The sequence below is a fragment of the Microbacterium sp. 69-10 genome, assembly GCF_001897945.1.
Taxonomy (GTDB): domain Bacteria; phylum Actinomycetota; class Actinomycetes; order Actinomycetales; family Microbacteriaceae; genus Microbacterium.
Genome location: NZ_MKRT01000021.1, coordinates 76602 through 93228, shown reverse-complemented (window position 1 = coordinate 93228; position 16627 = coordinate 76602). Strand labels below are relative to the sequence as shown.

Annotated in this window: 21 protein-coding genes; 15 read left to right on the top strand and 6 right to left on the bottom strand. The window is 68.5% G+C overall.

Annotated features, from left to right (window positions below; translation table 11 throughout):
* Together BGN97_RS08975 and BGN97_RS08970 are read left to right on the top strand one after the other, a co-directional pair.
* Positions 1-560, top strand: a 560-nt coding sequence (locus tag BGN97_RS08975; RefSeq protein ID WP_292700283.1) for a cytosine permease, incomplete at its 5' end; no start/stop codon positions are given.
* Positions 557-1102 carry a cysteine hydrolase gene (locus BGN97_RS08970; protein ID WP_292700280.1) on the top strand — a complete coding sequence of 182 codons (546 nt, stop codon included), beginning with the start codon at positions 557-559 and terminating at the stop codon, positions 1100-1102. The genes BGN97_RS08975 and BGN97_RS08970, both read left to right, overlap by 4 nt.
* Positions 1103-1114: 12 nt before the next feature.
* On the opposite strand, the gene BGN97_RS08965 is transcribed toward BGN97_RS08970, so the two are convergent.
* Positions 1115-2611, bottom strand: a complete 1497-nt coding sequence (locus tag BGN97_RS08965; protein WP_292700278.1) for a glutamate-cysteine ligase family protein — start codon at positions 2609-2611, stop codon at positions 1115-1117.
* Positions 2612-2704: 93 nt separating this feature from the next.
* Here BGN97_RS08965 and BGN97_RS08960 point away from each other — a divergent pair, with 93 nt between their 5' ends.
* From BGN97_RS08960 to BGN97_RS08945, 4 genes are read left to right on the top strand one after another with little or no spacing between them, the layout of a single operon-like run.
* Entirely contained in the window at positions 2705-3556 is an 852-nt protein-coding gene (locus BGN97_RS08960) for a tryptophan 2,3-dioxygenase family protein (RefSeq protein WP_292700275.1), read from the top strand.
* A gap of 16 nt (positions 3557-3572) precedes the next feature.
* Entirely contained in the window at positions 3573-4484 is a 912-nt protein-coding gene (locus tag BGN97_RS08955) for a hydrolase (protein ID WP_292700272.1), read from the top strand.
* Position 4485: 1 nt separating this feature from the next.
* The gene (locus BGN97_RS08950; RefSeq protein WP_292700270.1) at positions 4486-5766 is read left to right on the top strand and encodes an aminotransferase class V-fold PLP-dependent enzyme; all 1281 of its coding nucleotides are present in this window, start codon (positions 4486-4488) and stop codon (positions 5764-5766) included.
* 4 nt (positions 5767-5770) lie between these two features.
* On the top strand, positions 5771-6571 hold the full coding sequence (locus tag BGN97_RS08945) for a PaaX family transcriptional regulator C-terminal domain-containing protein (protein WP_292700266.1): 801 nt from the start codon (positions 5771-5773) through the stop codon (positions 6569-6571).
* 139 nt (positions 6572-6710) lie between these two features.
* On the opposite strand, the gene BGN97_RS08940 is transcribed toward BGN97_RS08945, so the two are convergent.
* From BGN97_RS08940 to BGN97_RS08930, 3 genes are all read right to left on the bottom strand, one after another.
* A complete protein-coding gene (locus tag BGN97_RS08940; protein ID WP_292700263.1) occupies positions 6711-7193 on the bottom strand; it encodes an FBP domain-containing protein in 483 nt (160 codons plus the stop codon).
* 292 nt (positions 7194-7485) lie between these two features.
* Positions 7486-7659, bottom strand: a complete 174-nt coding sequence (locus BGN97_RS08935) for a hypothetical protein (protein WP_292700260.1) — start codon at positions 7657-7659, stop codon at positions 7486-7488.
* Positions 7649-8203, bottom strand: a complete 555-nt coding sequence (locus BGN97_RS08930; RefSeq protein ID WP_292700257.1) for a hypothetical protein — start codon at positions 8201-8203, stop codon at positions 7649-7651. The genes BGN97_RS08935 and BGN97_RS08930 overlap by 11 nt, the downstream gene beginning before the upstream one ends.
* A 4-nt stretch (positions 8204-8207) precedes the next feature.
* On the opposite strand from BGN97_RS08930, the gene BGN97_RS08925 reads away from it, so the two are divergent.
* The 7 genes from BGN97_RS08925 to BGN97_RS08895 all read left to right on the top strand — a co-directional run bounded on the left by BGN97_RS08925 (position 8208) and on the right by BGN97_RS08895 (position 12761).
* Positions 8208-8549, top strand: coding sequence for a hypothetical protein (locus BGN97_RS08925; RefSeq protein WP_292700254.1), 342 nt, complete (start codon positions 8208-8210; stop codon positions 8547-8549).
* Between the two features lie 191 nt (positions 8550-8740).
* Entirely contained in the window at positions 8741-10378 is a 1638-nt protein-coding gene (locus BGN97_RS08920) for a radical SAM protein (protein ID WP_292700251.1), read from the top strand.
* 19 nt (positions 10379-10397) lie between these two features.
* On the top strand, positions 10398-10709 hold the full coding sequence (locus tag BGN97_RS08915; RefSeq protein WP_292700248.1) for a hypothetical protein: 312 nt from the start codon (positions 10398-10400) through the stop codon (positions 10707-10709).
* 1 nt (position 10710) lies between these two features.
* Positions 10711-11523: a prolipoprotein diacylglyceryl transferase family protein gene (locus tag BGN97_RS08910; RefSeq protein ID WP_292700246.1), complete on the top strand. Its 813-nt coding sequence runs from the start codon at positions 10711-10713 to the stop codon at positions 11521-11523.
* Between the two features lie 103 nt (positions 11524-11626).
* Entirely contained in the window at positions 11627-11989 is a 363-nt protein-coding gene (locus tag BGN97_RS08905) for a hypothetical protein (RefSeq protein WP_292700244.1), read from the top strand.
* A 14-nt stretch (positions 11990-12003) separates the two neighbouring features.
* A complete protein-coding gene (locus BGN97_RS08900) occupies positions 12004-12318 on the top strand; it encodes a hypothetical protein (protein ID WP_292700241.1) in 315 nt (104 codons plus the stop codon).
* Positions 12319-12416: 98 nt separating this feature from the next.
* The gene (locus BGN97_RS08895; RefSeq protein ID WP_292700238.1) at positions 12417-12761 is read left to right on the top strand and encodes a hypothetical protein; all 345 of its coding nucleotides are present in this window, start codon (positions 12417-12419) and stop codon (positions 12759-12761) included.
* A 37-nt stretch (positions 12762-12798) separates the two neighbouring features.
* Here BGN97_RS08895 and BGN97_RS08890 read toward each other — a convergent pair whose 3' ends face one another.
* Positions 12799-13200 (bottom strand): hypothetical protein, encoded by a 402-nt coding sequence (locus tag BGN97_RS08890; RefSeq protein ID WP_292700236.1) that lies wholly within the window; start codon positions 13198-13200, stop codon positions 12799-12801.
* Between the two features lie 151 nt (positions 13201-13351).
* Here BGN97_RS08890 and BGN97_RS08885 point away from each other — a divergent pair, with 151 nt between their 5' ends.
* Positions 13352-14719, top strand: coding sequence for an MFS transporter (locus BGN97_RS08885; protein ID WP_292700234.1), 1368 nt, complete (start codon positions 13352-13354; stop codon positions 14717-14719).
* Between the two features lie 131 nt (positions 14720-14850).
* Positions 14851-16056: a PIG-L family deacetylase gene (locus tag BGN97_RS08880; RefSeq protein ID WP_292700232.1), complete on the top strand. Its 1206-nt coding sequence runs from the start codon at positions 14851-14853 to the stop codon at positions 16054-16056.
* Between the two features lie 7 nt (positions 16057-16063).
* Here the strand turns inward: BGN97_RS08880 and BGN97_RS08875 are convergent, their stop codons facing one another.
* Positions 16064-16603, bottom strand: a complete 540-nt coding sequence (locus BGN97_RS08875) for a YaeQ family protein (protein ID WP_292700230.1) — start codon at positions 16601-16603, stop codon at positions 16064-16066.
* Positions 16604-16627 lie beyond the last annotated feature (24 nt).

The following is a 16627-nucleotide window of genomic DNA, read 5'->3' as shown; positions in this document are numbered from 1 at the left end:
TCGTGCCGTTCCTGATCGTGGCGATCCTGACCCTTGTCTCCGGCGCGGTGCTCGGGATCTACTCCTCTGGCCTCACGCTGCTGAGCCTCGGCATCCGCATCCCGCGGCCCGCCGCCGCCGGCATCGACGGCGTGATCCTCACCGCCGGCACGATCTTCGTGGTGTTCTTCGCGACCAGCTTCATCGGCCCGTTCCAGTCGTTCCTCATCACGCTCGGCGTGCCGATGGCGTCGTGGGCGGGCATCCTCATCGCCGACATCCTGCGCCGCCGCCGCGACTACGACGAGGCCGCGCTGTTCGACTCGAACGGCCGCTACGGCGGGTTCGACTGGATCTCGATCATCACCATGCTCGTCGCGACCGGGATCGGGTGGGGCTTCGTGATGAACACGATCCCCGACACCCCGTGGAACGACTGGCAGGGCTATTTCCTCGACCTGTTCGGCTGGCGCGACGACTGGGGCTACGCCAACCTCGGTGTGCTGTTCGCGCTGGTGCTGTCGTTCGTCGTCACCTGGTTCGCCCGTGCGGGGAGGATCCGCCGGCAGGAGCAGGGATGACCGACCGCTGGCTGGTCGTCATCGACCCGCAGAACATCTTCGCCTCTCCGGACTCGGAGTGGGGGTCGCCGTTCTTCGCGGATGCCATGGTGAACATCCGCTCCCTCGCCGAGGCCCACGGCGAGCGCGTGCTCGTCACTCGCTGGGTGCCGACCGCCGACCGGACGACGTCCTGGGGCGACTACTTCGAGGCATGGCCGTTCGCCGACAAGCCGGCATCCGATCCGCTCTACGACCTGGTGCCGGATGCAGAGGACCTGTCGCCGCATCCCACGCTCGACCTGCCCACCTTCGGGAAGTGGGGTGCGGAGCTCGAGGCGATCGTCGGGCGCGGCGCGCCCGTTGTGCTGGCCGGGGTCTCGACGGACTGCTGCGTGCTCTCCACGGCCCTGGCAGGAGCGGATGCCGGTGCGCGGCTCACCGTCGCCACGGACGCCTGCGCGGGATCGACCGCCGAGAACCACACGGCCGCCCTGCATGTGCTGGGCCTCTACCCGCCGCAGATCGCACTGCGGACGACCGCGGAGATCCTGGGTAGCTGAGCCTCCGGGCGGTCAGGACGTCCAGGTGTGCACGGGCTCGCCCGTGTGCATCCGCTCCAGGTACTCCGCGAGCATGCCGTGCAGCGCCTCGGATCGCGTCTCGCCGGCGGCCTCGCGGGCGGCCACCGCGCCCCGCTGCCAGGTGGCGCCGTTGCGCCCGGTCAGGCAGCGCTGCTCGATGATGCCCAGATACCGGTCGCGCACGGCGGCGTCGACGCCATAGGCGTCCAGCCCCTCCGCCGCCAGCGGCAGCAGCCGGCGCAGCACGAGCTCGCGCGGACCCACCCAGCCGACCTCGGGCCAGTACATCCGCGCCTCGATGCCGTCCCGCGCCGCGGAATGCAGATTCTCCTCGGCGGCGTCGAACGTCATCTGCGTCCACAGCGGCCGGTCGGCGTCCGTCAGGCTGCGCACGAGTCCGTAGTACAGCGCGGCATCGGCCAGCACGTCGGGGATGCTCGGTCCCGCGGGCAGCACGCGGTTCTCCAGCCGCAGGTGCCGCCCCTCGTCCTGGGCGTCGTAGATCGGGCGGTTCCAGCGGTAGATGGTGCCGTTGTGCATGCGCAGTTCGGCCAGCTTCGGCGAGCCACCGGCCTCGAGCACCTCGAACGGGTCCTCATCGGTGCACACGGGCAGGAGCGCCGGGAAGTAGCGCGAGTTCTCCTCGAACAGGTCGAAGATCGAGGTGATCCAGCGCTCCCCGAACCACACCCGCGGACGCACGCCCTGGTTCTTCAGCTCCTGAGAGCGGGTGTCGGTGGCCTGCTCGAACATCGGGATGCGCGTCTCGTGCCACAGCGCGCGACCGGCGAAGAACGGCGAGTTGGCGGCGAGCGCGACCTGCACGCCGGCGATCGCCTGCGCCGAGTTCCAGTACGCGGCGAACTCCTCGGGCGGCACCTGCAGGTGCAGCTGCACCGAGGTGCACGCGGCCTCGGGAAGGATCGTGTCGCACACGATGTCGAGGGTCTCCCGCGAGCCGCCGTCCGACAGCGCCGACCCGTCCAGCTGCAGGGCGATGTCCTCGCCGCGGGCAGCGATCACCTGCTGACTGAGCAGCCCGTATCGCGGGTCCTCCGAGAACCACTGCTCGGTGAAATGATGCTCGTCGACCGTGGGCAGCATCCCGATCATCGCCAGCCCGCACCCGACGCCCCTGGCCCGCTCGTCCGCGGCGTTCAGGGCGGCGCGCAGGGCACCCTCGAGTTCGCGGAGGCTGGCCCCTGCGAGCGGCCGCGGGGCGACGTTGATCTCGATGTTGAACCGGCCGAGCTCGGTCTGGAACGCCGGGTCGGCGATCTCCTCCAGCACCCGTGCGTTCGACATGGCCGGGTCGTGCGCGCCGTCGACGAGGTTGAGCTCGATCTCGAGTCCCAGCCGCGGCTCGGCGACGTCGAAAGTGCCATCGGCGAGCATGACTGCGAGCGCATCCAGGCACCGGCCGACCTTGGCGCGGAATCGCGTGCGATCCTGCCGAGAGAAGCTCTGCACCCCGACGTGGTCTCCCATGGACCGACATTACCGATGCGCCGACGCGGAAAGCGATACTCACCGTCGATTTCACTATTGTGACGCCCGACACGAAGATGATATCGTCGCGGAATGAGCAACGACAACGAGCGCGCACTCGAAGAGGGCATCGTCACCGATCTCAAGGACCGGATGACATACGGCTCGTACCTCGAGCTCGACAAGCTGCTGGACGCCCAGCATCCGGTCTCCCAGCCCGAGCACCACGACGAGATGCTGTTCATCATCCAGCACCAGACCACGGAGCTCTGGCTCAAGCTCGTCCTGCACGAGCTCGGCACGGCCCGCGACCGCCTCGCCGAGGACGATCTGCGCTCCGCCCTCAAGCACATCGCGCGCATCAAGCACATCCAGGACGTGCTGACCCGTCAGTGGTCGGTGCTCGCCACCCTCACCCCCACCGAGTACGCGGAGTTCCGTGGCGACCTGGGCAGCTCCTCCGGCTTCCAGTCGGTGCAGTACCGCGCCGTCGAGTTCGCGCTCGGCAACAAGAACGAGCGGATGCTGAGCGTGTTCCGCGACCACCCCGAGAACCTCGCTCTGCTCACGCGCGAGTGGGAGCGGGCGACGCTGTACGACGAGTTCCTGCGCCTGGCGGCGCGCCGCGGCCTGCCCATCCCCGCCGAGGTTCTCGAGCGGGACGTGCGCCAGCCGTACCGCGAGAACGAGGAGCTCGTGCAGGCGATCCGCGAGATCTACGAGAACCCGCACGAGCACTGGGACCTGTACGAGGCGTGCGAAGAGCTCGTCGACGTGGAGGACAACTTCCAGTTCTGGCGCTTCCGCCACCTGCGCACGGTCACCCGCACGATCGGCATGAAGAAGGGCACCGGCGGGTCGACCGGAGTCGACTTCCTGCGCCGCGCACTGGACCTGACGTTCTTCCCCGAGCTGTACAGCGTGCGCACGGAGATCGGCAAGTGAGCGGGATCGGCAAGGAATGAGCGGCTTCCGTCGCGTCGACGGTGGCATGGTCACCGGCCGCTTCACCGACCACCACGTGCACCTGCAGCTGGTCGACCATGCCCTGCTGGCGGGCTCACGCCTGGGCCGGGTGGTGGATCTGGGCGGGAATCCGGCGTGGGTGGCGGGCGTGGCTCGCCACAACTCCGGAGAAACCCCGGACTCTGCACGTGAATCGGCCGGATCCGGGCTGGATCGGCACGTTTCTCCGGAGTTGTGGAGCGTGACCGTCGAGTATGCCGGCGCGTTTCTCACCGCACCGGGCGGGTATCCCTCGGACCGCTCCTGGGCTCCGGCCGGCTCCGTGCGGGAGATCGCGGATGCCGGAGCCGCAGCTTCCGCGGTGGATGAGCTCGCCGCCATCGGAGCATCCTGCATCAAGGTCGTCGCGCACAGCGAGGCGGGGCCGGTGCTGGACGACGACAGCTTCCGCGCCGCCGTGGCCGCCGCGAAGTCCCACGGACTGCCCGTCGTGGCGCATGCCGAGGGCTCGGGGCAGGCGCAGCGCGCAGCACGCCTGGGCGCTGACCGGCTCGCACACGCGCCCTTCACCGAGCGCCTCACCGACGACGAGATCGCCGAGCAGGCGGCATCCGTGGAGTGGATCTCGACGCTCGCGATCCACGACGACGCCCACCGCGCGATCGCGATCGACAACGTGCGCCGCTTCGCCGACGCCGGCGGCACCGTGCTCTACGGCACCGACATGGGCAACGGGCCCACCCCGGTCGACCTGAACCCTCGCGAACTCGACGCCCTGCGCGAGGCCGGCATCGATGGCATCCGCCTGCTGCACGCGCTCGCGCCGCTGGCCGACGACCCGCACCCGCTCTTCCTGCCCGACGGCGATCCCGCCGGGGCCCACCCGCTCACCCACCTGGAGGCATGACATGACCGAAGCGTCGACCCCCATCGAATCCGCGGAGGACGAGCACCGCCGCATCGCCGGCATCAGCGCGCCCGACCTGCTCAGCGAAGCGCGCCGTCTCGACGCCGCCGACCCGCTCGCCCACCACCTGGACGCGTTCGTCGACGCGCCGGGCGTGACCGCGTACCTGGACGGCAACTCCCTCGGGCGGCCGCTGAAGGATCTCCCCGAGAAGGTCGGCGCGTTCATCCGCGAGGACTGGGGCACGCGCCTGATCCGGTCCTGGGACGAGCAGTGGATGGCCCTCCCGATGCAGCTCGGCGACCGGATCGCCGAGGTCGCCCTCGGCGCCGACGCCGACCAGACGGTGATCGCGGACTCCACCAGCGTGCTGCTGTACAAGCTCATGCGCGCGGCCGTCGCCGCCCGCCCGGGTCGCGACGAGATCGTCATCGAGGCCGGCAACTTCCCCACCGACCGGTTCATCGCGGCGGGCGTCGCGAAGGAGACCGGCGCGACACTGCGCTGGATCGAGCCGGATGCCGTCGCCGGCGTCACCGCATCCGATGTCGCCGCTGTCGTCTCGGAGCGCACCGCGCTGGTCGTGCTCAGCCACGTCGACTACCGCTCCGGCGCCCTCGCCGACATGCCCGCGATCACGTCCGTCGTGCACGACGCGGGCGCCCTGATGCTGTGGGACCTGTGCCACTCGGTGGGCGTCGTGCCGATGCAGCTGGACGAGTGGGGCGTGGACCTCGCGGTCGGATGCACGTACAAGTACCTCAACGGCGGCCCCGGTTCCCCCGCGTTCGCGTATCTGCGCGCCGAGCATCACGGCACCGTCACGCAGCCGATCCACGGCTGGTGGAGCGCGGCCGACATCTTCGCGATGGGCCCCGAGTACGCGCCGGTCGGCGGCATCCGCCAGCTGCTCAGCGGCACTCCGCCGGTGATGTCGATGCTCGCCATGCAGGGCATGCTCGACCTGATCGAGGCCGAGGGCATCGCGGCGGTGCGCGCCAAGTCGATCTCGCTCACCGACTTCGCGGTGCGCGCCTACGACGAGCTGCTCGCACCGCTGGGCGTCCGGCTGCTCTCGACGAGGGACGCCGCGCACCGCGGCGGGCACATCACGATCGGGCACGACTCGTTCCAGCAGGTGACGCAGCAGCTGTGGGGCGAGGGGATCATCCCCGACTTCCGCTTCCCCGACGGCATCCGCCTGGGACTGTCGCCGCTGAGCACCTCGCACGAGGAGACCCTGCGCGGCATCCTGGCCGTGCGCGACGCCCTGACCGCCTGAGCCCATGACCTCTTCAGTGCTCGACGACATCGATGCGCGGCCGGGCAGCACCACCTCGCTGCTGCGGACCCTGATCGGGCTGTACCTGCGGCCGCTCGGCGGGACGATCTCGTCGGGCGGTCTGGTGGGGCTGGCCGAGGATCTCGGCATCCCCGCAGCGCGGGCGCGCACGGCGATCACGCGGCTGAAGAAGCACGGGCTGCTGCTCGCGGCGTCCGGCGGGTACGCGCTGAACCCTGCGGCGCTGCCGATGCTGGAGCGCGGTGACCGCCGCATCTTCGCCGTGCGCACGATGCGCGCCGGCGACGAGTGGATGCTGGTCTCGGCGACCATCCCCGAGACCAGGCGCGACCTGCGGCACCAGTTGCGGCGCAGGCTGCAGTTCCTGGGCGCGGGCGCCGTCTCGGCGGGACTGTGGATCCTGCCCGGCCATCTGGAGACCGAGGCCGAGGAGCTGCTCGACGAGCTGGGTGCCCGAGGCTTCGCCACGCTGTTCAGCACCGCCGATCCGCGGCCCGCGCAGCCACTCGCCCAGGCCGTCACGGCCTGGTGGGATCTGGAGGCGCTGCGCGCCGAGCACGAGCAGTTCCTGGCATCCGCCGCCGGTCTCGACCTGTCCGCGCCGTTCGCCGCCTACGTGCGCCTTATCGACAGCTGGCGCGTGCTGCCGTACATCGACCCGGGTCTGCCGTCCGAGCTGCTCCCCGCCGACTGGCCAGGCACCCGCAGCGTGGCGACGTTCACGCGTCTGTCGGAGCGACTGGCCGCCGACGCACTGGCGCACGTCCGCGCCACTGCGCGCTGACAGCGGTTCCACGCATCCAGCGCGGAGCGCATCCAGCGCGGATCAGAAATGCATCTCCGACGTCAGTGCGGATCAGAAACGCACGGCAGACCGGGGTCCGGCGTGTGTTTCTGATCCACGCCGCGAGAGGGCGACATCGTCAGCCGAGTTCGCGCACGAACGACGTGACGTGCTCGCGCAGGCGCAGCATCCGCAGATCGCGCGCGAGCTCGCGGTCGTAGCCCTCGTAGGCCAGCGGCGGGAGCTTGCGCACGTTCGCGGAGCAGCCGAAGTTCGCGCAGATCAGCGTCCCGATCGTGTCGCCGTTCCGCCCGGCAGCCCCTGCCTTGCGGGCCGAGAAGAACTGCACGTCGTTGCGGAGCGTGACGTCATCGCACCACGAGCACTGGGCGCGCATGGCCGTGCGCTGCTCGGTGCGCTGCAGCAGGATGCCGACGTTGTCGTCGTCGATCTCGGCGACGACGTAGGCCCGCCGGGGCATCTTGGGGTCGAACCAGCCGAGGAAGTCGATCTTGTCGAAGTCGATCTCGTCGAAGTCGGGTGGCAGGTTCAGGGAGGAGACCTCCTTGCGGGAGGCGTTGCGGAAGGAGGCGCGGATGGCGCGCTCGTCGATGGGACGCATGAGGAAGTGCTTTCTGTTTCAGGACCGCCGATGACGGCGGGAGAGGGCCGGACCCGGAACCGGGTACGACGGGAGAGGAAAGAGACCCGGATGCCGGGTACGACGCTTCTCCGGTGACGGGAGTTCCGCCGCCGGATCGCTCTCAGCCTCTGCCGTCGGCGCGTGACGCGCCGACGATCACCTCTCGCGCCACGAAGGCGCCCTCTGAAACGGGGAATGCGAACAGCACGTCGCCCAGTGTACGCAACTCACCCCTGCGTAGTGCAACGCGGTGCAGACACGCCTGTCTCGGTCAGTACAGAGCCACGCCCACTCTGTACTCGCCGATCTCGAACACGTCATCCGGCTTGATTGCAAGCTTGGTGTCGACGTAGGCCAACGCGTCCTTCTGGGACCTGAAGACTCCTGCGATGGGATTCGATGGAATGGCCTCCCGAAAGACCACCCACACAGACTCAGTAGCCACAGGAGAGAGTTGACCTTACCGTCTGCACGGTCGAATAGTACGTCTTGCCTGCCTGCACCGTTGTTCCATTGGTCTTCTGCTGGAACACGGAATTATTGCCATTAAGGCAAGCCCACGAAACATTCCGCTGCTCGAGCTTGCGCTCACCCACATTGTTGACGGTCCTGATCTGCATGGTCTTATAGGCGAGGCCAGCCCACTCCACGATGTAGAGGGTGCTTGTCTGCGTGATGCTCGTAGGCGTACCCGCACTGCACTCTGTGTAGGGCTTCGCTCCAACGGTGCCCCAGCCCCCCGACTTCCGCAGGTGGACCTGCGAAGGATAGAGAACGCAGACGTACGGGTCGAGGGCCATCGTGTGGACTCCCGATGTTGCAGAATCCGACTCGCCCAACTCGTAGGGAACAGGCTGGCCAGCAATTCGCTGCAACTCATTCAGATATGTGGCCGTGTCTCCAGCATCTGTTGCTGCCTCAGCCGGTGCAACAAGCCAGATCACAGCCGCAAGTCCTGCAAGAAGTCCAGTCAGAATCTTAGAAGTCACCCGCATGATCGCCCCCCGGCCATTCGTCCCAACCACAGATGTTGTTGATCGCGACGTTAGCAAGATGAAGTTGCGAGCGCAACGCTTCAGACACGTCCCGCTCGAACCCGTCCGGATCATTCTGGCGAAGGTACGGGGCGGCAGCGCGAAAGCCCTGAAGCCATCCTTGCGCGGCGATCCTCAGATCACCTTTGGCGCGTGGAGCGAGACGCTCAAAAGCGCCCTCTACATCCTCGATCTGGTCAGCTACCAACTGTTGATTCGCGACAGGCCATCCGACTCCAACAGCCGTCAGCTCCTGTTGCAACTCATCGCACCAGGCTTCGTCGCCAAGCTCAGACGGTGACGGGGCGCTGCAGGAGGCGAGAGCGATGGCACAACCGATCAGACAACCAAGCCGCGCTGCCAGACCCATGCGCCGGCCGGTTCGGTGAGTGGTACCCAAAGACGTAAATCTCACTGGAGCATCATCACATGCGGGCCAGAACGGACCGCCTGCGCTCCCGCTAATCTGGACGCAAAAGAGGGGGGCTCTTCATGGCGACGAAGCCGGGCGCAGGGATGCCGCTGCGCGACTACCGCATCCACCGCTACGTGAATGCGTTCTGTCCGCACTGCCACGAGGAGAAGCCGGACCAGCCGCTCAGCGAGGTGCGCCGGCTGTCGGGCTGGCTCGCCGACCGCGACGGCACGGTGTGGCTGGAGCGCGGATGCCCCGAGCACGGGCTCGTCTCCACGCTGTACGACGAGAACGCCGACATCCTGCGATACCTCGAGCAGTGGACGGCGCCGACCAAGGTGCACACGCCCGACACGATGGGCAACTTCAAACCCGTGCCGCAGGCCTACGAAGACGGCCTGCCGCAGATGCAGACGCAGCACACCTGCATCCTGCTGGAGGACATCACCGACCACTGCAACCTGAAGTGCCCCACCTGCTTCGCGGAGTCGAGCCCCGCGGCATCCGCCGTCGCCCCGCTCGCCGAGGTGCTGGCGTCCGTCGACGCCAAGCTCAGCCGCGAGAACGACCGCATCGACGTGCTCATGCTCTCCGGTGGCGAGCCGACGCTCTACCCCTGGCTGGAGCAGTTGATCGAGCACCTGGTCGCCCGGCCCATCGTGCGCATCCTGCTGAACTCGAACGGGCTGCGCATCGCGAACGACGACGAGTTCGTCCAGTTCCTGAAGAAGCACCGTGAGCGCGTCGAGGTGTACCTGCAGTACGACGGCGAGGAGGCGGCATCCGTCGCCTTCCACCGCGGCGCGGACATCCGCCGGTTCAAGGAGCGGGCGCTGGAGCGACTGTCGGATGCCGGGGTCTTCACGACCCTGACCATGACGGCCGCGCTGGGCGTCAACGACCACGAGATCGGCAACGTCATCCGGCGGGCGCAGGCGACCCCGTACGTGGGCGGCGTGACGATCCAGCCGGTGTTCGGATCGGGACGGAACTCGGGGATCGACCCGAATGAGCGGCTCACCCACACCGGGGTGCTCGCCCGGATCGGCCCGCAGACCGACGACGAGATCACCTGGCGCGATCTGACCGCGCTGCCCTGCAGCCACCCGCACTGCTGCTCGGTCGGCTACTTCCTGAAGGACGACTCCGGCGACTGGAAGTCGCTGGTCGGGCTGATCGGGCACGACAGGCTCAAGGAGTTCCTCGACCTCAACCCCGACCTGATCGCCAACCGCATCGCCGACTCGAACGTGAACAAGGCGATCCGCGACGTCGTGAAGAACTCGCTGCTGGATCTGCTCAGCGAGCAGTCGTCGCTGTCGCATCCGTCGATGGGCGACATCTGGCGCGACATCTGCGTGAACTGCGACCTGGGCGTCGGCACGCTGGCGACGCTCGCCGCATCGAAGCTGCCGGGGCAGCACAAGCGGATGCGGGCGATGCTGGCCGACCGCGTGCTGCGCATCACGGTCAAGCCGTTCATGGACATCAACACCATGATCGAGGAGCGCCTGACCCAGTGCTGCGTGCACGTGGCGACCGTGAACGAGCAGACGAACGCGCACCAGTGCGCGCCCTTCTGCGCTCTGCAGGCGTGGGCGCCGCTGAGTCGCACCCGCATCTCCACGGCGCTGGGACGGCCGGCGTCATCGACGACCGAGGTGCGCGAGACGGGCGGGCGCACCCGCCTGCCGGTTCTCTCGCCCGGTCATTGAGCAAGTGGAACGAGACGAGATGGCTGCCAACGGGCTCAACCAGTTCGACGCCTCGGTCGGTCACCCGGCCCCCGCGTTCGATCCGCTGCGGCTGTGCGTGTTCACCACGATCGCGCTGATCTCGTGCATCCTGGGGCCGGTGGCCGTGCTCGCCTTCGCACTGGTCGCGATCGCCGGGTATGCGAAGGCGCGCCGCGGCGGGCTGCTGCGGTCGCGCTGCAAGCTGGGCGACACCCGCCTGGTGCTGGCGTACCTGTCGGTGATCGCGGTCGCGGCCGCGGTCGGCATCCCCTTCTGGGTGATGCTCTGGATGCGGATCCTGGGCGGCTGAGATGTTCCCCACCCTGCACGACATCGCTCCGTGGCTGCCGCCGCTGGACACGCATTCCGTGTTCGTCGCGCTGGGGATGCTGGCCGCCATCGTGGTGTTCCTCGTGGAGAAGCGCCGGCGCGGGGTGCGCGATCCACGGATCGTCTACCTGGTGCTCGGAGCCATGGCGGGAGCCGCGATCATGGCGCGGCTCGGCACCTGGGCGCAGCATCTGGACCCGTCGAAGAACCTGAATCTGGGCGAGCAGCTGCTGCGCGGCAACGCCTCGGTGCTGTCCGCGCTCGTCGGCGCGTGGCTGGGCGTGCACATCGCCAAGAAGCTCTGCCGGTACCCGGGCCGGACCGGAGATCTGTTCGCGCCGGCCGTCGCCCTGGCGATGGCGATCGGACGGATCGGATGCCTGCTCACCGAGCAGCCCGGGACACCGACCGGCGCGGCCTGGGGCATCGTGCTGGACGCGGATGCCGCGGCGCGCACGGGTTCGCCCGCGGGCGTTCCGCTGCATCCGAGCTTCGTCTACGAGATCGTCTTCCATGCGGTCGCCTTCGCCGTGCTGTGGTTCTGGCTGCGGCACAAGCCGATCGCCGCCGGGGAGACGCTCACGATCTACATCGCCGGGTACGCGGTCTTCCGCTTCCTGATCGAGTTCGTGCGCGGCAATGATGTCGCATGGATGGGACTGACCAGGCCGCAGCTGTTCCTGGCGGTCACGATCCCGCTGCTGGTGGCGCGGATCATCTGGATGCTGCGGCGCGGGCGCTTCCGCGCCGAGCCCGCTGTGGAGGGGACGGTGCCCGATGGACAGCCAGCCTGAAGACCCTGCGCAGAACCCGCCGCTGCCGCCAGACGGCGGATCGGCGGTGCCTCCGCCCCCGTCTCCCGATCCTGGTCAGCCGACATACGATCCGAATCAGGTCGTGCCGCCTCCCCCGCCGGACGTGCCTGGGCCCGGCATGCCTGGGCCCGGCATGCCCGCGCCGGGCTATCCCCCGCAGCAGCTTCCGCCGTTCCCGCCCGACCCGGCTCAGGCGCCCCCTGGCTTCTCGACTCCGAACCAGCAGCCCGGCTACTATCCCGGACCGAATCAGCAGCCCGGCTACTACGACCCGGCATGGGGCGCCAATCCTCTCGGCTACGCGCCGCCGGAGCCGCAGAGGATGTCGGGCGGCGCGAAGGGCGTTCTGATCGGCTGCGGCGTCGCCGCGGCATTCGGGCTCATCGTCGTGTTCGGCTTCGTGATCGTGATCCTCGGTCCGTGCATCGGGCTGAACACCTACTGATCGGAGACGGCCGCGTGACCCTGCCCAGCGATCATCCTCGCCGCGAGCCCGGCCAGCGCGGCATCGGCACCGGCCTGCTGATCGGGCTCGGCTTCCATGCGCTGGGGCTCGTACTCGCCGTGGCATCCCTCGGCATGATGATGCAGTTCGGCGTCTTCTCGATTCTCTGGCCGTTCATCGCGATCGCCGTCATCTCCGTGATCGTGATGGCGACCGCGGGGTCCCACGCGCAGCGCCGACGTATCGCGGGCGGCGTGCTCATCATCTCCGCGGCCGTGTGGCTGATCATCATCGGGCCGTGCATCGGGCTCGTGTACTCGATCCCCTGAGCGCGCCCTGGGAGAAGTGTTTCGTCACGTTTCGCGAGTTATCGACGAGACGGGACAGCGGCCGTAGCCTCGGATCAACCGATCGTGAGGAGATCACCGTGACCAGCCCGCAGACCCGCCTTTCGCCCCTCGAGGTGCGTGAGCGTGCTGCGTGCATGTGCGACCACGGGTACGCCTGCTCCTCCTTCGCCCCTGGGCACGCCCTGCACCTGATCCAGGCGCGTCTCGCCTCGGCGACGCCGCTCGGCTGGGTGGATGCTCTGGTCGACTCCGCGGATGCTGTGACGGGCGAGCTCGTGCTGCGCACGCTCGACGGCGACGTCGTCACCGTCTGGAACGCCGGTGGCGCCGCCCTCGAGGCATCCGCTGGCACTCCCGTGGCACTCCACCGCGACTACGCCGTGCTCGCGGTGGGCGCGACGAAGTACAACGTCGCGCGCTGAGGACGCCGCGCGCTGAGTCCCTCGAAGTGAGGCGGCGTCAGGACGCCATCTTCATCATCGACTCGCGCATGGCCTCGCACGCGTCCATGCACGCCTTGCACGCCTGAGCGCACATCTTGCAGACCTCGCTCATGTCGGCGTGCTCCATGCACTTGTCCATGGCGTACTGGCACATCGCTATGCAGGCGTCGAGCATCGACATCATCACGGCCGGGGTCATGCCCTGCATCCGCATCATGCCGCGCATCATCGTGTTGCACATGTCGGCGCAGTTCATGCAGGCGGGACCGCAGTCCATCATCTGCATCGAACAGACCGTACAGGCCTGCTCGCAGGCCGAACACGCATCCATGCAGGCCTGCATGGCGGCCATGTCCATCATCTCCATGCCGGGCATCTGCATGTCCTTGGACATCATGTCCATCATCATCGAGTCCATCGCGCACCGCTCCTCGTCGTCGGCTCTCGCCGGTTTCGGGCGGGCAGGTGGACCCGCCTGAGGGTCAGATTACGCCTGCCGGATCGCTCCGTCGATGGCCGATTCCGCTCTCCCGCCCCCGACGTCCCCCGCCGGATGTAGGGTCGGGTCCGTGCCGACGTTCACCCCGCTGCAGCGACTGGTCGTCTCGGTCGCGATCCTCGCCTCGTTCGTGACCTTCCTCGACGGCACCGTGGTGAACGTCGCGCTGCCTGCGATCAGCAGGGAGCTCGGCGGCGGCATCGCCACGCAGCAGTGGGTGGTGGACGCGTACCTGATCACGCTCAGCTCGCTGATCCTGCTGGCCGGATCGGTCTCGGATGCCTACGGCCGGGTGCTCGTGATGCGGATCGGGCTGATCGCCTTCGGCGTGGCATCCGTCGCCGTGGCCGCCGCGCCCGATCCTCTGATCCTGATCATCGCGCGCGCCGCGCAGGGCGCCGCCGGCGCGCTGCTGGTGCCGAGCTCGCTCGCCCTCATCACGGCGACGATGCGCGGTGAGGTGCAGTCCCGTGCGATCGGCGTGTGGACGGCGTTCACGACCGGCGCGCAGCTGGTCGGCCCCGTGATGGGCGGCATGTTCGTGGATCTGCTCTCGTGGCGTTTCGTGTTCCTGATCAACGTGCTGCCGATCGCGGTGAACCTGATCCTGCTCGGCCGGCTTCATCTGCCAGCGCACCAGCGCACCACGAAGGTGGACTGGTGGAGCGGCGTGCTCTGCGCGATCGGCCTGGGCGGGCTCGTGTTCGCGCTGATCGAGCAGGAGCGGATGGGCTGGTCGGCCGCCGCGATCTGGATCCCCGGTGCGCTCGGCATCCTGCTGCTGGTCCTCTTCGTGCTGCGTCAGCGGGGATCGGATGCTGCGCTCATGCCCCTCTCGCTGTTCAACGTGCGCAACTTCGCCTGGGGCAACCTCGCCACCCTGTTCATCTATGCCGCTCTCTCGCTGAACGGCTTCGTGATCGGCGTCTACCTGCAGCAGGGGCCGGGTCTGAGTGCGACGGCCGCTGGACTCGCGAGCCTGCCGATCACGATCCTGATGATCCTGCTCAGCTCCCGCGCGGGCGCCTGGGCCGGCAGGCTCGGACCGCGCCTGTTCATGACGGTCGGCCCCCTGCTGATGTCGGTCGGCGCCGCGCTGCTCCTCACCGTCGGCGTCGAGTTCGACTACTGGTGGCAGGTGCTTCCGTCGATGCTCGTGCTGGGCATCGGGCTCTCGCTGACCGTGGCACCCCTCACCTCGGCCATCCTCGGGGCGATCGACGAGAACCGCAGCGGCATCGCCTCGGCCGTGAACAACGCCGTCTCCCGCGTCGCCGGACTGCTGGTGGTGGCGCTGCTGTCCACGATCGTCGGCGGTGCGCTCGATCTGAACGGCTTCCACAGCGCCGCGCTGGTCACGGCCGGGCTGTTCGCGCTGGGCGGCGTGGTGTCGTGGATCGGCATCCGCCGCACCCCGGTCGAGGAGCCCGCCGCCTGAGATCCGTTCGCAGCGGCCACCGGCCGGCTGCGTCGATAGGATGAGTTGCCGTCGCGACATCAGTCGAGGGGATGACGGCGACGCGTCGACGAGTTCGCCGTCGCATGCTGATCGAAGCTGGGGGTCGCATCGTGAGCCGTGTCCGGGCGCCCAGATGGCTGATGCTCGCCTTCGTCGCCGTTCTCTCGATCGCACTGGCCGCCTGCGGCGAATACCCTGACCCGACGTCCGTGCCCGTGTCGACGCCGACGCGCACGCCGGCTCCGACCAACACGCTCACCGCCGAGCAGATCGCCCTGATCCGCTCCACCTGCCCGGCCGGGCTGCCGTCGCCCGCCGGCCCGCACGACGATCCGCTGCGACGATTCCCGCAGTGGGGCGCGGATGCGCTGACGTTCGCGGCATCCACGAAGCAATGCGGCGATGCGCCGCTCATCCTGTCCCGCATGCCGCAGATGGCATCCGCCGGCACGACGTTCAGCTCACCGCTGCAGTACATCGACCGACCCTGCTCGAAAGACACTCTGGTGTCGTACTGGGCGCACTACGACGACGACCTGATCTTCGGGAATCCGCCGATGCAGGGAGTCCTGGATGCCGGTTCGTGCGTGCGCAGCCTCTACTTCACGCTGTCCGACGCGGGTCGAGGCGCATCGCAGTATGCGACCGAGCGCGAGATCGGCCTGCGCAGGGCGTACGACGTCATGCGAGGAGCATCCTCGAGTCCCTGGGTCGACCGCACGCTCACGCTGCGCAGCGGGCTGCGCCTCACCCTCACCTACCCGCAGGACGATCCACGCATCACCCTGATGTTCCTCAGGCTGCCCGACGGCAGCCGACGCGGCACCGGGTACGAGGCCACCGGCTGGCAGAGCCTGCCCAAGCTCGTGAGCGGCCAGATCGCCACGATGACCACCCTCGACGGCGCGCAGACGGTGACGCTGTCGCAGCTGCGGCAGACGGTCGTCGAGCTGGCGCGGGCATACGCCCCGACGACGATCCTCACCAGCCTCCCGAGCTTCGCCGAGGGCTCGAAGGGTGACCACCCCGACCACAGCTCGGTCGGGCGCATCGTCGCCGAGGCGACGGATGCCGGGCTGCTGGACGTGCGGGCGGTGACCTATGCGGTCGGCTACCCCGGCGCTTCCCTTCCCGCCAACCTCAGCGGTGAGCTGCTCGATCGCAAGCTCAAGGCGTTCGTCGCCTATGCCGCACACGATTCGATGATCCGCTGCTCAACGCCCCAGCAGTGCCTCGTGAGGATCAGGTTCGGCGACTGGCTGCAGCGGCACTACCAGCAGCGACACGATCAACTGGTGCGATCCTCGTCGGGGTAGCAGAGACTCAGCGGATGCCGTGGTCGTGCACGGTCGTGCTGAGGTGCGTGCCGTTGAGCTCCACGTACACCTGCCGCTCGGTGACCGACACGGTCATCGTGTTGCGGCGCGCCAGCGCCGCCGCCGCATCGTCGAGGAAGCCCGGATCGAAGCTGTGCAGCACGATGGCGTCCGCCTCGTGGATCGTCTTGCCCGCCCAGTTCGCGATGACCTTGGCGGGGTCGCGGTAGGTGTACACCGTGGTGCGATCTGCCAGCTTGCTGCCGAAATGCAGTCGGGTGGCGTCGGGCGCACCCACCTCGATCCACGCGGTCACGCGCCCGGTGAGATCGCGCACCAGCACGGCGGGCTCGTCGGTCGCGGCGACCCCCTCGGTGAACGCGATGCCCTCCTCGTACTCCAGGCAGTAGGCCAGCAGCCGGGTGAGCATGTAGGCATCGGTCTCGGACGGATGCCGCGCCACGCGCAGCGTGAAATCGTCGTAGACACCGCGGTCCACGTCCGCCAGCTGAACATCGAACGTGTGGATCGTGGAGCCTGTCGCCATGAGGTTCGAGCTTACGCGGGCCTG